12 protein-coding genes are annotated in these 14,074 nt (G+C 69.4%); 6 read left to right on the top strand and 6 right to left on the bottom strand.

Annotated elements, in window-relative coordinates:
- Nucleotides 1-62: 62 nt before the first annotated feature.
- Together AC1VNM_RS02445 and AC1VNM_RS02440 are read left to right on the top strand one after the other, a co-directional pair.
- Complete coding sequence (locus tag AC1VNM_RS02445) at nucleotides 63-1,928, top strand: glycoside hydrolase family 13 protein (RefSeq protein WP_483105745.1); 1,866 nt, start codon at nucleotides 63-65, stop codon at nucleotides 1,926-1,928.
- Between the two features lie 106 nt (nucleotides 1,929-2,034).
- Nucleotides 2,035-2,931, top strand: coding sequence for an amidohydrolase family protein (locus AC1VNM_RS02440; protein WP_483109224.1), 897 nt, complete (start codon nucleotides 2,035-2,037; stop codon nucleotides 2,929-2,931).
- Nucleotides 2,932-3,033: 102 nt separating this feature from the next.
- Here AC1VNM_RS02440 and AC1VNM_RS02435 read toward each other — a convergent pair whose 3' ends face one another.
- A complete protein-coding gene (locus AC1VNM_RS02435; protein WP_483109223.1) occupies nucleotides 3,034-4,947 on the bottom strand; it encodes an amidohydrolase in 1,914 nt (637 codons plus the stop codon).
- Between the two features lie 255 nt (nucleotides 4,948-5,202).
- Here AC1VNM_RS02435 and AC1VNM_RS02430 point away from each other — a divergent pair, with 255 nt between their 5' ends.
- Together AC1VNM_RS02430 and AC1VNM_RS02425 are read left to right on the top strand one after the other, a co-directional pair.
- On the top strand, nucleotides 5,203-5,400 hold the full coding sequence (locus AC1VNM_RS02430) for a hypothetical protein (RefSeq protein WP_483105744.1): 198 nt from the start codon (nucleotides 5,203-5,205) through the stop codon (nucleotides 5,398-5,400).
- Between the two features lie 167 nt (nucleotides 5,401-5,567).
- Entirely contained in the window at nucleotides 5,568-5,795 is a 228-nt protein-coding gene (locus tag AC1VNM_RS02425) for a type II toxin-antitoxin system death-on-curing family toxin (protein ID WP_431102576.1), read from the top strand.
- Between the two features lie 57 nt (nucleotides 5,796-5,852).
- On the opposite strand, the gene AC1VNM_RS02420 is transcribed toward AC1VNM_RS02425, so the two are convergent.
- From AC1VNM_RS02420 to AC1VNM_RS02410, 3 genes are read right to left on the bottom strand one after another with little or no spacing between them, the layout of a single operon-like run.
- Nucleotides 5,853-7,232, bottom strand: a complete 1,380-nt coding sequence (locus tag AC1VNM_RS02420) for a hypothetical protein (protein ID WP_483105743.1) — start codon at nucleotides 7,230-7,232, stop codon at nucleotides 5,853-5,855.
- A 41-nt stretch (nucleotides 7,233-7,273) separates the two neighbouring features.
- The gene (locus AC1VNM_RS02415) at nucleotides 7,274-8,656 is read right to left on the bottom strand and encodes a PEP-CTERM sorting domain-containing protein (protein ID WP_483105742.1); all 1,383 of its coding nucleotides are present in this window, start codon (nucleotides 8,654-8,656) and stop codon (nucleotides 7,274-7,276) included.
- Nucleotides 8,657-8,693: 37 nt separating this feature from the next.
- Nucleotides 8,694-9,797, bottom strand: coding sequence for a porin (locus tag AC1VNM_RS02410; RefSeq protein ID WP_483105741.1), 1,104 nt, complete (start codon nucleotides 9,795-9,797; stop codon nucleotides 8,694-8,696).
- Between the two features lie 257 nt (nucleotides 9,798-10,054).
- Here AC1VNM_RS02410 and AC1VNM_RS02405 point away from each other — a divergent pair, with 257 nt between their 5' ends.
- Both AC1VNM_RS02405 and AC1VNM_RS02400 read left to right on the top strand, forming a co-directional pair.
- Complete coding sequence (locus tag AC1VNM_RS02405; RefSeq protein WP_483105740.1) at nucleotides 10,055-10,975, top strand: LysR family transcriptional regulator; 921 nt, start codon at nucleotides 10,055-10,057, stop codon at nucleotides 10,973-10,975.
- Complete coding sequence (locus AC1VNM_RS02400; protein WP_483105739.1) at nucleotides 10,968-11,924, top strand: Bug family tripartite tricarboxylate transporter substrate binding protein; 957 nt, start codon at nucleotides 10,968-10,970, stop codon at nucleotides 11,922-11,924. Before AC1VNM_RS02405 ends, AC1VNM_RS02400 begins: the two co-directional genes overlap by 8 nt.
- 109 nt (nucleotides 11,925-12,033) lie before the next feature.
- Here AC1VNM_RS02400 and AC1VNM_RS02395 read toward each other — a convergent pair whose 3' ends face one another.
- Both AC1VNM_RS02395 and AC1VNM_RS02390 read right to left on the bottom strand, forming a co-directional pair.
- A complete protein-coding gene (locus AC1VNM_RS02395) occupies nucleotides 12,034-13,140 on the bottom strand; it encodes an NAD(P)/FAD-dependent oxidoreductase (RefSeq protein WP_483105738.1) in 1,107 nt (368 codons plus the stop codon).
- Between the two features lie 51 nt (nucleotides 13,141-13,191).
- Entirely contained in the window at nucleotides 13,192-14,040 is an 849-nt protein-coding gene (locus AC1VNM_RS02390) for an NUDIX hydrolase (protein ID WP_483105737.1), read from the bottom strand.
- Nucleotides 14,041-14,074: the final 34 nt, after the last annotated feature.

Here is a 14,074-nt window from a genome sequence, read left to right as displayed (position 1 = left end):
CGCCTTCCACCCCCTTCGTCTCCACCGTCTCCACCGTCTTCCTCGCCTTGAGCCTTCTTGTCATGACAAACGCTCCCTCCGCCGCGACGACCGCTCCCGCCTCTTCCACCGCTTCCACCGCCCCGGTGACGCTTGATCACGTCGAACCGCCGGACTGGTGGGTCGGCATGAAGTCGCCCGACCTGCAGCTGATGCTGCACGGCGCGGGCATCGGCGCCCTGCAGGCGGAGCTGGCGCCCGTGCCCGGCGTGACCCTGGTCGGCACGCGGCGCGGCGACAGCCCCAACTACCTGTTCGTGGACCTGCGGATCGAATCGTCGGCCCAGCCGGGCACGCTGACGCTGCGCCTGAAGCGTGACGGACAGGTCGTCGTCGAGCATGGCTACGTCCTGCGCGCGCGCCTGCCGGGCTCGGCACAGCGCGAAAGCTTCGGACCGAAGGACGCGATCTACCTGGTGGTCCCGGACCGTTTCGCCAACGGCGATCCGCGCAACGACGAGGTGCCTGGCCTGGCCGAAGGTCTGCGTCGCGACGACCCGGGCGGCCGCCACGGCGGCGACCTCGCGGGCCTGACGTCGCACCTCGACTACATCGCCGCGATGGGCTTCACGATGCTGTGGCCGACCCCGCTGTCGGTGAACGACAGCCCGAAGTGGAGCTACCACGGCTACGGCGCGACCGACTTCTACCAGGTCGATCCGCGCTTCGGCAGCAACGACGACTTCGTGCGGCTCGGCGCCGAAGCGAAACGCCACGGCATCGGCCTGATCCAGGACATCGTGCTGAATCACATCGGCGTGCATCACTGGTGGATGGCCGACCTGCCGACGGCCGACTGGGTCAACGCCTGGCCCCAGTACACCGAGACGCATCACGCGCGCATGTCGCTGCAGGACCCGTACGCCGCGCCGAGCGACCGCAAGCGCTTCAGCGACGGCTGGTTCAGCCCCGGCATGCCCGACCTCAACCAGCGCCAGCCGCTGATGGCGACCTACCTGACGCAGATGAGCCTGTGGTGGATCGAGACCGCCGGCCTGGCCGGCGTGCGCACGGACACCTACAGCTATTCCGACAAGGACTTCCTGGCCGCCTGGTCGCGCCGCCTCAAGGACGAGTATCCGAAGCTGAACATCGTCGGCGAGGAATGGAGCCCCCACCCGGCCGTGGTGTCGTACTGGCAGGCGGGCAAGCACAACCACGACGGCTACGTGTCCTCGCTGCCGAGCCTGATGGACTTCCCGCTGCAGGAGGCGCTGCTGGCCGCCCTGAACCAGCAGGACGCGCACGACGGCGGCTTCACGAAGCTCTATGAGGCGCTGGCGCATGACTTCGTCTATCCGGATCCGGCCAACCTGGTGCTGTTCGAGGGCAACCACGACACGCCGCGCGTCTACAGCGTGCTGCACGACGACGTCGAGCTGACGAAGATGGCTTGGGCCTACCTCGCCTTCGTGCGGCGGATCCCGCAGTTCTTCTACGGTTCCGAGATCCTGATGACCAGCCCGCGCCATCGCGACGACGGCGCGGTGCGGGCGGACTTCCCCGGCGGCTGGGCCGGCGACGCGGTCAACGCCTTCACCGGCGCGGGGCTGGGCGAGCGCCAGGCCGGCGCCCAGGCCTGGCTGAAGCGGCTGCTGAACTGGCGCAAGACGGAGGCGCTCGTGCACGGCGGCGCGCTGATGCAGTACGCGCCGCTGGCCGAGAGCTACGTGCTGTTCCGCTACGACGCGGCCCAGGGCCTCGGCGGCAGGCGCCTGATGCTCGTGCTGAGCAAGGCGAAGGAGCCGCGCGAGCTGGACCTGTCGCGCTTCCCCGAGATGCTGCGCGAGGGCGACACGGCGGTCGACGTCATGACCGGCGAGCGCAGGACGCTGGGCCGGACGCTGACGCTGCCGGCGAGGTCGGTGACGCTGCTGTCGATCGAGTGAGCGACTGCAGGAACGACTGCAGGAACGACTGCATGAGCGACTGAGTAAGAATAGACTCCAGTCCCATCGACTGGAGCCGTCCATGCGCCCTGCTCTCCGGCGGCTGATGTCGTTTGTCTCCGTGTTCGCGTCGTTCACCGCGGTCGCGGTGTCGTTGACCGGCGGCAGCGCGGCCCACGCCGCCGACTACGTCGGCCCGATCTTCGACGCCCACCTCCACTACAACGAGGAAGCCTGGAACGGCCTTGACGGCCCGCATCCGCCGTCGGACGTGCTCGCGCGCATGCAGCGCAGCGGCGTGAAGGCGATCCTCGCCAACTCGCGCCCGAACGACGGCACGCGCACGCTCGCGTCGCTGCCGGAGACACGAGCGGCCGGCGTGACCGTCGTGCCGTTCATCCGCCTCTATCGCACCCGTTCCGACTACGACGGCTGGTTCCGCAACGAGAGCATCTATCGCATGGTGCAGGATGAACTCGCGCGCGGGACGGCGTCAGGCCCCTACCGCGGGATCGGCGAGTTCCACCTCTACGACAGCGCCAACGCGCGCGGCCCGGTCGCGCAGAAGCTGATGGCGCTGGCGGAGGAGAAGTCGCTCGTCGTGCTCGCACACGTCGACGACGAGGCGATCGACCTGCTGATGGAAGCGACGCCCAGCAAGGGCCGCGAAGCGCGACTGATCTGGGCGCACACCGGGATCAACGGCGCGCCGATCGAGCGCGTGGAGGCGCTGCTCGCGAAGTACCCGCGGCTGATGGGCGAGCTGTCCTACCGCCCCGGTCTCACCTGCGACGACGGCAGGCTCTGCCCCGCGTGGCGCGCCTTGATCTTGAAGTACCCGGATCGTTTCCTCGTCGGCTCCGACACCTGGGTCAACCAGCGTTGGCAGCACTACGAGGCCACGATGAAGGGCTACCGCACCTGGCTGGGCGACCTGCCCGCGGACGCGTCCCGCAAGATCGCCTGGGGCAATGCGGCGAAGCTGTTCGGACTCGGCGACTGACGACGCCCGCCGGTGCCGCGCGACCCCTCTGGCAGCGCCAGCAACGACGGCGGCTGAGGCCGCGGCCACCGCGATCATCAGCATCGACGTCAGAGGACGGCCTCACACGTAGCAGCTGCATCCCATCGCGCCCCAGAACGCCTGCGCCGCCGATGCGTCGCGCGCCGCGCTCGCGACCGCCGTGTGATCGTGGGCATGCACACCGCACGCGCTCGCGCAGGCGCACTGCGCGGCGTACTGGTAGCGGCGCTCGGCATCGCTCAGCGACGACGACGCCGCCGACTTGCGCGCCTGGTAGCCGCCGTAGGTGCGCACCGGCGACCAGTCCGGCATCGCCGGCGGCAAGGCCGGCGCGAGCGACGCATAGGCACCGCTGCCGTGCACCGGCTTCCCCGCCACCACGGTCAGCACGGACGTGATGTCCTGGATCTGGTCCTCGGGCACGGTCAGGAAGTCGCGGTCGAGCACCGCCAGGTCGCCGAACGCGCCCGGCTTCAGCACGCCCTTCTTCCCCGTGTCGCGCGAGAACCAGGCGCCATCGGCCGTCATCAGCCGCAGCGCGGCGACGCGGTCGAGCCGCCGCTCCTCCGGATACAGCAAGGTGCCGCCGATCGTGCGACCCGACACCAGCCAGTACAGCGCCTGCCACGGGTTGTAGCTATTCACCCGCGTCGCGTCGGTGCCCAGCGAGACGGGGATGCCCATCTCCAGCATGCGCTTGACCGGCGGCGTCTCGGCCGTCGCCTTCAGCCCGTAGCGGCGGATGAAGTACTCGCCCTGCATCGACATCCGGTTCTGCACCGCGATGCCACCGCCCAGCCGCTTGATGCGCTCGAGGTTCTGCGGCGTCACCGTTTCGCAGTGGTCGAAGAACCAGCCGAGCTTGTCGATCGGGTGGTCGCGATGGACCTTCTCGAACACGTCCAGGCTGCGCGACACCGTCTCGTTGTAGGTCGCATGCATGCGCCACGGCCAGCCGTTGCCGGCAAGGAAACGCACCACGCCTTCCAGGTCGTTCTCCATCGCCGCCGGCATCTCGGGCCGCGGGACGAGGAAGTCCTCGAAGTCCGCGGCGCTGAAGGCCAGCATCTCGCCGGCGCCGTTGAGCTTGTAGAAGTCGCTGCCGTCGCCCGGCTTGCCGGTGCGCGCCCAGCGCTGGAAGTCGGCCAGTTCCTGTTTCGCCTTCTGCGGGAACAGGTTGTAGGCGATGCGCACCGTGAGGCGGTTCTCCCTGGCGAGCTTGTCGATGATCGCGTAGTCGTCGGGATAGTTCTGGAAGCCGCCGCCCGCGTCGCCGACCGAGGTCACGCCGAGCCGGTTCTCCTCGCGCATGAAGTGCAGCGTCGAGTTGAGCTGCTGCTCGGGATCGAGCTTGGGGCCGAGGTTCAGCGTGTTGTAGAGGATGAAGGCGTTGGGCTCGGCGAGCAGCAGGCCGGTGGGCTCGCCGCGCGCGTCGCGCTCGATGATGGCGCCGGCGGGCTGCGGTGTGTCCTTCGTGTAGCCGACCGCGCGCAGCGCCGCGCGGTTGAGGAAGGCCTGGTTGTAGAGGTTGAGCACGAACACCGGCGTGTCCGGCGCGGCGGCATTGAGCTCGGCGAGCGTCGGCATGCGCTTCTCGTCGAACTGGAATTCGTTCCACCCGCCGACGACGCGGACCCACTGCGGCGCCGGCGTGCGCGCGGCCTGGTCCTTGAGCATCTGAAGCGCCGCGCCCAGCGAGCGCACGCCGTCCCAGCGCAGCTCCATGTTGAAGTTGAGCCCGCCACGGATGATGTGCATGTGCGAGTCGGTCAGCCCTGGGATCACGCGACGCTTCTCGACATCGACGACACGCGTCTTCGCGCCGGCGAGCTTGGCGATCTCCGCGTCCGTGCCCACGGCCATCACGACGCCGTCGCGCAGCGCGATGGCAGTGGCCTCCGGCCTGGCCGGATCCATCGTCGTGATGCGGCCGTTGCGCAGGATCAGGTCGGGCGCGCCACCCTGCCCCGTCTGCGCGAGCACCGGCCCCGCCATCACGCTGATCCCGAGCGCGGCGGCCGCCTCCATGAAATCTCGGCGGTTGCCCTGCGGCGCATCCTCGCGGCCGGTGCGGATCAGGTCGGTGAACATGGCGAGCTCCTGTGCATGGGAACTGGCCGATTCTTCGCCTGATCGGAGCGCTTCGCTTCTCCCGAAAGGGGGGACACCGATGGGGGATGCGATACCTACGTCGAGGTGATTGCGGGAGATACCGCGAGCCGAATACGCTGCAAGCCCAAGGAGTCGCTCATGAAATCGATACGCGAATTGCACGAGAAGTACGGCATCCCCTACGTTGAACGCACGAGGAAATACCCGCCAAAGAATCTCCCACGCCCCGGGGAAGAACGCGCCCCCTCACGCGAAGTGAGTCCGGAGTTCATGGCCATCGTCGAACAGGTCATCGCGGAACATCGCGACGTCCTTCGCGCGCTTGCAAAGCGTTGAACCATGCTGGACGCGAATGAGGTCTTGCGAATCCACGACTCGATCCTTCGAGATGAAGGTGGATTACCCGGTGATCACGGCATGGGCGCCTTGGAGAGTGCGCTCTCACGTGTCATCAATCGTATGCAGTTCGCAGGCATGGATGACATCTTTGAGAGATTGCCGCCATGTACGCGGTGGCCATCGCTCGAGGACATGTTTTCAACGATGGCAACAAGAGGACGGCGCTCGCCAGTGCCCTGGCGTATCTGAAGGCCGAGGGCATCAACTTGCAACGGAGCATTGAACTTGAAGAAGTCATGGTCGACGTTGCGCAGGGGCTTCTGAACGAATGCGACCTGGCAGAGTTCCTCCAGTCGCTCCAGCCCGCGACTCATCGGCCACCGGCCGAGTGAACCGCGATGAGGCGTCATCCCGACGCCTCATCGCGGCCACTTTGGCAGACCGCCTTGTCAGGGCCGGTCGCGCTTGGGCACCCGCGTCTCGATGGCCTTCACCTGGTACTTCGGCTCGAAGCGGCAGGTCTGCCCCAGCTTCTCCCTGGCCTTCTCGCAGCCGGCGGCGATGGATTCGGGCGTCGGCTTCTTCCCTTGCGTGGCCCAGGTCGTCAGCGCGTCCATCAGCGCCGCATAGGTCGGGTCGCTGAGGTAGCTGTGGTCCTTGTCGCCGGTGAAGGTCTGCACCAGCGCATCACCGCGGCCCGCGGCAGCCATCGTGCGGCCGAAGCTCTCCTGCAGCTCGACCATCGCCGTCGGGTCGTGGATCGCGTGCACCGTCAGCACCGGCACCGGGATCTTCCCGCCCAGGTCCGCATCGGCGGACAAGGTCGCCACCGCCTTCGCATCGGCCGTGTAGCGCAGGACGCCCGCGTTCAGCGCCGCGTCGTCGCTCGAGCCGGCATACACCGCGCCGACGTTGCCGAACGGGCTCGCGCCGCCGGTGCGCTTCTGCGCGATGTCCTGGAAGTGCCAGGTCGCCCAGTTCAGATGCGACTGGATGCTGCGCTCCGGGATGTGGATCACGTCGACGATGGTCTTGATCTTCGACGCCTGCTCCGGCGTGCGCTCCGCCGCCGGCTTGTTCAGGCCCAGGCAGTCGTCGACGCGCTTCGCAAGATCAGGCTGCTTCAAGGGCGAATCCGCCGGCAGCCCGATGTTGAGCGGGTACTGCGGTTCGCTCGCCAGCGGATGGTTGTGGCAGAGGTACTGGTAGACGACACGCAGGTCGAGCCGGAAGTCGTAGCTCCGCGTCCCGCCACCCAGCACGCCGGAGGTGAGCAGCACCGCGTCGTAAGGCTTGCCGTCGGCGAACAGCTCCGCACCCTTGGCCGCCACGCTCGCGCCCCAGGACTGGCCGTGCAGGTAGACATGCCTGGGCTTGGCGACCTTGTCGATGAACAGGCGCCGCAGGCGCTCGTTGTCCTCGGCCGCGGCGGTGACCGCCACGCCGCCCTGACGGTAACTCGACGTCGCGAACGCGTAGCCCAGGCGCGGCATGATGGTCCAGCGCTCGACGTCCTCCGTCACGCGCTTGATCGTCGGCGCGCCGAGGAAGGGCCCGCCGTGCGCATGCACGACGAGGTCCCCGTTCCACTGCCTGGGCATCACGATCATGTAGAGCGCACCGGCGCTGTCCTTGCCCGACAGGCAGCTCGCGCCCTCGCCGACGCCCGACGGACAGGCGGCCGGGGCCGGCGCGGTCTCGGCCGCCATGTCGAAGCTCGCGCCCGCCGGGCCCTTCGCGAAGGTGGCCGGCACGCCGGCCACCAGCAACAAGGTCGTCGACCACGCGATCCACGCGCTCGCGCCGCCGATCCCGTTCGTTCGCGTCATCCGCTTCATCGTCATCCTCTTCTCCCTTCGGATCATTGCAGTCAGGCCGCCGCGCCGCCGGGCGCGAGCGCGGTGGGCCTGGTGGCCATCAAAGGCGCCGCGACCGACGCCGCCGCGCGACGTCGACGCAGCATCCACAGCAGGCCCAGGCCCAGCCCCGCCAGGGCGAACGACGCCGGCTCCGGCACCGCCGCGGCGAAACCGAGCTGGTCGCTCGCCACGCGCTGCAGCAGCAGCGCGTCGGCCGCGCTGATGCCGAGGTCGCGCGCGGCGATCTCGTTCAGGCCCAGCACCGCCGGATCCAGCCCCGTGATCGTGCCGAACAGCGTCAGCGCGCTCAGGTAGGAGCCGTACTTGCTTGCATGGGTGCCGTCGTCGAACCACAGGTCGAGCAGTCCGTCTGTCGCCGCCGTCGACGCGTACATGTCGGGCGTCGCGACACCCGCCGCGATCGCGCGCATGAAGGCCTCGCCCACCGGCGCGACGCCGGCGATGCCGCCCGAACCGTCCGCGCCCGCCATCAGCGCCGCCGCGGTGTACGCCTGCTTCAGGTCGTCGGTCATCGCCTGCAGCGACGGGTAGAAGGACGGCGCAGGCTGCCCCGTCGGGATGACCTCGCCGGTGTTCTCGTCGGTGACCGTCGTGCTGGGCGCGTTGACCAGGTTGGGCCGCGCCCAGGTCTGGTAGAGGTACACGTCGGCGTTCGCGTTGGCATGGGCGTTCGCCGGCACGTTGCGCAGCAGCGAGCAGGTGCCCGTCGACGCGCCGGTGATCTCCGCGCACTTGGCGTTCGTGCCGCCGATCAGGTCGCGCTCGCGGTAGCTGAGCGCGTTGCCTTGATGAATCCAGTTCTCGATCAGGTTGGTGTACGTGTTGAAGTAGGCCGGGTTGGAGGCCAGGCCCGGCTGCTTGGTCAGCGGCTCGTCGCTCTGCTCCTGCAGCACCACCTTGTCCCAGGCCTGCGAGCCGATATTGCCCCGCAGGTCCCAGCCGGCGTTGTTGGTGTTGAGGAACTGCCCGCGCAGCGAGGCCGCGTTGCGCGCCGAGATCGAGACGTCGTAGTCCAACCCGACCTGCACGGTGAACTGCTTGAAGATGCCGGCGACGCCGCCCCACGGATGGGGCTCGAAGCTGTTGGCGCCGCTCGGGTTGCTGGCGTACATCGCCGCCGTCAGGTCGTGGACGTTGGCGGCGTTGTAGCTCATCACCGGATCGACGCGTCCGAAGGTGTAGCTGTTGCCGACGAAGAGGATCTTGGTCGCTTCCGCCTGCGCGCCCAGCGGCACGCAGGCGCCCAGCGCCGCGAAGGCGAGCGCGACCGCGCCGGCCAGGTTCGAGGACCGCCGCGATGGCCGCCCCGAGGACGGCCCCGAGGACTGCCAGGACGACCGCCATGACGTGGTGGAGAGCATGCTGTTCGACATGGTCGTACTCCTTCGTTGCTGCTGGTTGAAGCGAGGGTCAGAAGTTGTGGCGCACGCCGGCCTCGAAGCCGCCGCTGTCGCCCCCGGGCTGCGTCGTCGCCAGACCGACGTTGAAGCGCGTGCCGCGGCCCTTGTTGTCCACCTTGGCGACGTTGGTGTAGAGCGCCGTCCGCTTGGACAGGTCATGCACGTAGCCGATCGCGATGTGCGTCGCGTCGCTGGCGACGTTCTTCGCCTTCAGCCAGGCGTAGGCGAAGCGCAGCTCGCCCTGCGGCCACACCTGCCACTGGGTGCCCAGCATCGTCGCGGTCGTGCTGGTGATGCCGACCTCGTTGCGGCCCCACAGCGCCATCAGCTTGGCCGGCCCCCAGGTGTAGGCCATGCCCACGTTGCTCTGCGTGTAGTCGCCGGTGGCATACCGCGTCTTGGAGATCGCCGCCGAGCCGTTGAAGGTCTCGTTGCGCCAGCCGATGCGCACGCCGGTCAACTGGCCGTCCTTGTGCGTCGGACCCGCGCCCTGCTCGCCCAGCGCCAGCATCGCGTGGCCGTAGAAGCCGTTGAGGCCCGACGGCGTGAAGTAGCCGATCGAGTTGGACGCCCGCACGTTGGTGCGCGCCGTCGTGCCGTTGGCGGGCGCCGGGTAGTACATGATCCCGGAGCTGCCCACGCCGTTCGTCCCGAACGGATGCATGGAGGTGGTCAGGTTGCCGAAGGACGGCACGTAGTCGCGGCCCAGGCGCAGCTCGCCCCAGTCGGCCGAGGAGATCTGGACGGTCGCACGGCGACCCCAGGTCAGGCCGCCGCTGACCGAATCCTTGTTGTTGGTGCTGGTCGCGCCGCTGGTGCCGTCGTCGACGGACACCGCCGACTCCAGCCAGAAGCCGACCTTCAGCCCGCCGCCCAGGTCTTCCGTGCCGCGCACGCCGAAGCGGCTGGACGTGTTGCCGTCGCTGTTCACGAAGTAGCGGGTGTCGCTGCCGCTGGCCTTCAGCGCCTGCACGCCGATGTCGAGCAGGCCGAACACCTGCACGCTGCTGCCGCTCTGCGCCTGCGCGCCGCTGGCCGCTCCCACCGCGGTGGTGGCCAGGACCAGGGCCCTGGATGCGTTCCACGCGTTCCTCGACTGTCGTTTCGTCTTCATCAGCGTTGTCTCCGTATGGTTGTCGTCGTGTCCTCGTGCGGGACCGCTCGTCGTACTGCTCACCCGACCGCAGTGGGACCGTTCTCGGACGGTTCTTGGATCGCTTTTCTCGGTATCCGGGCCGGACCTTAGTGACCGGCCTCCATAGCGTCAAATACACTGATCCGCAGAGTCCGAGACGTTTTGAATATGGGACGTACGTAGCTTTGCGCATGGCAGGGCGACGGCGAGCCCGAGGACCAGGAGACAACGCAGACATGGACCTTCGACATCTGCGCTACTTCGTGACGGTCGCGGAGACCGGCCACATGACGCGCGCGGCGGCGCTGCTCGGGATGCAGCAGCCGCCGCTGAGCCAGCAGATCAAGACGCTGGAACAGGAGCTGGGCATCGCCCTGCTGCACCGCCATCCGAAGGGCGTGAGCCTGACCGACGGCGGTCGCCAGTTCCTGGACGAAGCGAGGCGGCTGCTGCGCGATTACAACGACATGCGCGACCGCATGGACCGGCTGGCCGGCGGGCAGCACGGGCTGCTGGCGATCGGGTTCACCAGTTCGGCGGCGGCGCATGCGTACACGCCGGCGGTGCTGCGCGCCTGCCGCGGCGAACACCCGGGCATCGCGCTGACGATGACCGAGAACCATGCCGCCGGGTTGATCGAATCGATCGTGAAGTCGCGGCTGCACTGCGCCTTCCTGCGCGTGCCGGTCGCGCAGCCCGAAGGCGTCAGCTTCGAGACGCTGTTGACCGAGCCCGCGCTGCTGGCGCTGCCGCTGGACCACCGGCTCGCGACGGTGCCGCGCGCGGGGGCCACGCCGGTGCCGCTGGCGGAGCTCGAGGACGAGGACCTGATCCTCGTCCGCCGCCCGGGGGCGCCGGGCCTCTACGCCAACCTGCTGGCGCTGTGCGAGCGCGACGGCGTCAAGCCGCGCAGCTTCGTGGAGGTCGACCGGATGATGATGAACCTCAACCTGGTGGCGGCCGGTGCTGGCATCACGGTCGTGCCGGCGTCGATGCGCGGCGTGCACGCGCACTCGATCGTGTTCCGGCCCCTGGAGAAGCATGCGCGGCTGGAAGCGCCGTTGACGATCGCGTATCGCTCGCATGACCAGGAGGGTCCGACGGCGACCTTCCTCGCGCTGGCCCGCCGCATCGCGATGGAGCACCGCGATGCGTAGGCGCGCGTTGCTGAACGCCGCCGCGTGGACCGCGGTGGCGGTGCCAGGTCTTGCGCAGGTCGCGGGCGAGCCCTGGCCGGCGCGCCCCATCCACCTGATCGTCGCCTACCCGCCCGGCGGCGTCAGCGACGAGACCGCACGCGCGCTCGCGCAGCACATGAGCGCGCGGCTGAAGGTGCCGGTGATCGTCGAGAACCGCGCCGGCGCTGGCGGGCTGACCGCGCTGGAGGCGCTCGCGCGTGCGGCACCGGACGGTCACACGCTGGCCTACTGCGCGATCTCGCCGCTGGTGTTCGCGCCGGCCGGCGCCGGCCCCTCCGCGACGGCGCCCGATGTGGCGCCCGTCGTCAGCGTCATGGACACGCCGGTGCTGGTGCTCGCGCATCCGTCGTTCAAGCCGAAGGACTTCGCCGCGATGCTCGCCGCCGCGCGCGCGGCGCCTGGCCGCCTGCGCTGGGCGACGTCGGGCCACGCGACGGTCGGGCACATGGTGCTGGCGCAGGTGCGCGCCGCGGCGCGCGTCGACATCATCCACGTGCCCTACAAGGGCGGCGGCCAGCAGTTGACCGATGCGATCGGCGGGCAGTTCGAGCTGCTGTCCTCCAACGTCGCGTCGCAGCAGCTGCAGTTCGTGCGGCAGGGCAAGCTGAAGGCGCTGGCGATCGGCTCGCCGGTCCGGCTGCCGGTGCTGCCCGACGTGCCGACGCTGGCCGAGCTCGGCTTTCCGGACGCGAACCTCGTCTCGACGTTCGGGCTCTTCGCGCCGCGCGGTGTGCCGGAGGAGCGGCTGCGATTGATCAACAGCGTCGTCAACGAGGCGCTGCGGCTGCCGGAGATCCGCTCGAAGATCCTCGACGTCAGCAACCTGCCGACGGGCGGCTCGGCGGCGGACTTCGCCGCGCGCATCGCGAAGGAGCGGGAACGCGCGCTGCGCGTGCCGGCAGATTGAAGCGGGAGGCATTCCACCTGCCAAGTCTCTGCGCTTGGCCGCCAGTGCATGAGGCCCGGACGGCAAGCGTCCAAACCTCACGCACTGCCGTCCCTGATCGACCGCGCACTCATTCGAGTCCGCTGCGTGCAACGACCTCTTCGGCGATCGCCAAAGCACTCGTGAGTCCGGGCGACTCGATCCCCATCAGGTTCACCAGTCCCGGCACGCCGTGCTGCGCGGGGCCGTCGATGCGGAAATCGGGCGCAGGCTCGTGCGGCCCATGGATCTTCGGCCGCACGCCGCTGTAGGCGGGCTGCAGCGCGCCATCCGGCAGCGCGGGCCAGTAGCGGCGCACGTCGTCGTAGAACACGTCGGCGCGGGCGGGATCGACGGCGTAGTCGATGTCTTCGGGGCTCGCGACGTCCAGCCATTGCGCATCGGGGCCGAAGCGCGCCTGGCCGCCGAGGTCCAGGGTCAGGTGCACGCCCAGCCACGCGTCCTGGGGCATCGGGTACACGAGCCGCGAGAACGGCGCCCGCCCCTGCAGCGCGAAGTAGCAGCCCTTGCTGAAGCGCGCCACGGGTGGCGGCGGCAGGCCCTCGATCGCGGCGGCAAGCAAGGGGGCGCGCAGCCCCGTCGCGTTGACCACGATGCGGGCGCCGAGCGTCATGTCGTCGGTGTGGACCACGTGCGCGCCACCGTCGCGACGCACCGCGGTCACCGCCGCGCCGAAGGCGACCGCGCCGCCATGCCGCTCCAGATCGCCTTGCAGCGAGAGCATCAGCCCGTGGCTGTCGACGATGCCAGTCGAGGGCGACAGCAAGGCGGCCTCGCACTGCAGTTGGGGTTCGAGCGCGAGGGCCTCCTCGCGCGTGAGCCAGCGCAGGTCGTCGACCCCGTTCGCGGCGGCGTTCGCCTGCAACGCGCGCAGGCCGGGCAGTTGTTCGGCCGACGTGGCGACGACGAGCTTGCCGCAACGCTGGTGCGGCACGCCGTGCGATTCGCAGTGCGCGTAGAGCAGCTGCTTGCCGCGCACGCACAGCCGCGCCCTCAGCGAGCCGGTGGGGTAGTAGAGCCCGGCGTGGATGACTTCGCTGTTGCGCGAACTCACGCCGGTGCCGATGCCGAGTTCGCGCTCGAGCACCAGCGTCTCCAGTCCGCGCATCGCCAGCGCCCGTCCGACCGCGAGGCCGACGACCCCGGCCCCGATCACCACTGCATCGACTTGATCCATCCCGGCGATTGTGCCGAGCCGCTTCTGCCTTGGTCCGCCCTCGGACGCCGATCAGGCGCGCAGATCGACCAGCGCGTGCGAATGCTGGAAACCGAAGGCGCTGACCGCGGCGGCGTCGTGGCTGAACTCGCCCGCGGCGAGTCGTTGGGCGAGCGTCTCCAGGTCCAGCGTCAGGAACTCGCTGACCTCGCCGTCGCCGTTGCGCGGCGAGAAGCCGGCGGGCAACTGCAGGCTGAAGACATGCAGCACCTCGTCGTGCAGGCCTTCGGGTTCCATGCGCGTGCTGCGCAAGGCGCCGCGCGCTTGCACGGAAGCGCTGACGACCATCGGCACGCCGGCCTCTTCCAGCAGCTCACGACGCGCGCAATCGACGAGGTCTTCATCGGCGGTCAGACCACCGGCGGCGAGGTTGTCGAGCTTGCCCGGATCGGTCGCCTTCGTCAGCGCGCGTCGGCCGCACACGAGCCGCGCGCCCGGCAGGAAGCCATTGATGTGGACGGCGCGGCTCATCAGGCCGAAGAAGCGGAAGGCGGCGCGCTCCAGACGGAACAGCACTTCGCCGCGTTCGGAGCAGGGATCCTCGACGGGCCGCTCGCAGGCGTAGCGTTCGCCGCGCCAGCCGGCAATGGCGCCGCGCGCCTTCAGCGCGAGCGCCACGGCGCCGATGCGCTCGGAGCGGGCGTCGACATCGAGCGCCTCGGCGTCCCAGCACAACGCGCCCTCGCGGCGCTTCAACTCGGGCCAGACCTCGCCTAGCAAGACCTGGCGCATCGGATGCACACGGCCGATCGTGGCGTCACCGAGCCGCAGCGCAACGAGCCCCTCCGGCAGCGGCTGACGCGCCAGTTGCAGACAGCGCGGAAGGACGGCAACGAGCGATGGCGGCAGCAGCGGAGACATGCGTCGATTCTCTCCGCGCCTCCCCCGGAAATGA

It is taken from the genome of Mitsuaria sp. MSU3D (assembly GCF_056867975.1).
Note: the sequence above shows the minus strand (reverse complement) of the source record. Positions and strands in the feature narration are given on the sequence as shown.

Coding starts and splice junctions, on each gene's coding strand:
- AC1VNM_RS02445 (WP_483105745.1), top strand. CDS start 63: ATGACAAACGCTCCCTCCGCCGCGACGACCGCTCCCGCCTCTTCCACC.
- AC1VNM_RS02440 (WP_483109224.1), top strand. CDS start 2,035: ATGTCGTTTGTCTCCGTGTTCGCGTCGTTCACCGCGGTCGCGGTGTCG.
- AC1VNM_RS02435 (WP_483109223.1), bottom strand. CDS start 4,947: ATGGCGGGGCCGGTGCTCGCGCAGACGGGGCAGGGTGGCGCGCCCGAC.
- AC1VNM_RS02430 (WP_483105744.1), top strand. CDS start 5,203: ATGAAATCGATACGCGAATTGCACGAGAAGTACGGCATCCCCTACGTT.
- AC1VNM_RS02425 (WP_431102576.1), top strand. CDS start 5,568: ATGTACGCGGTGGCCATCGCTCGAGGACATGTTTTCAACGATGGCAAC.
- AC1VNM_RS02420 (WP_483105743.1), bottom strand. CDS start 7,232: ATGACGCGAACGAACGGGATCGGCGGCGCGAGCGCGTGGATCGCGTGG.
- AC1VNM_RS02415 (WP_483105742.1), bottom strand. CDS start 8,656: ATGTCGAACAGCATGCTCTCCACCACGTCATGGCGGTCGTCCTGGCAG.
- AC1VNM_RS02410 (WP_483105741.1), bottom strand. CDS start 9,797: ATGAAGACGAAACGACAGTCGAGGAACGCGTGGAACGCATCCAGGGCC.
- AC1VNM_RS02405 (WP_483105740.1), top strand. CDS start 10,055: ATGGACCTTCGACATCTGCGCTACTTCGTGACGGTCGCGGAGACCGGC.
- AC1VNM_RS02400 (WP_483105739.1), top strand. CDS start 10,968: ATGCGTAGGCGCGCGTTGCTGAACGCCGCCGCGTGGACCGCGGTGGCG.
- AC1VNM_RS02395 (WP_483105738.1), bottom strand. CDS start 13,140: ATGGATCAAGTCGATGCAGTGGTGATCGGGGCCGGGGTCGTCGGCCTC.
- AC1VNM_RS02390 (WP_483105737.1), bottom strand. CDS start 14,040: ATGTCTCCGCTGCTGCCGCCATCGCTCGTTGCCGTCCTTCCGCGCTGT.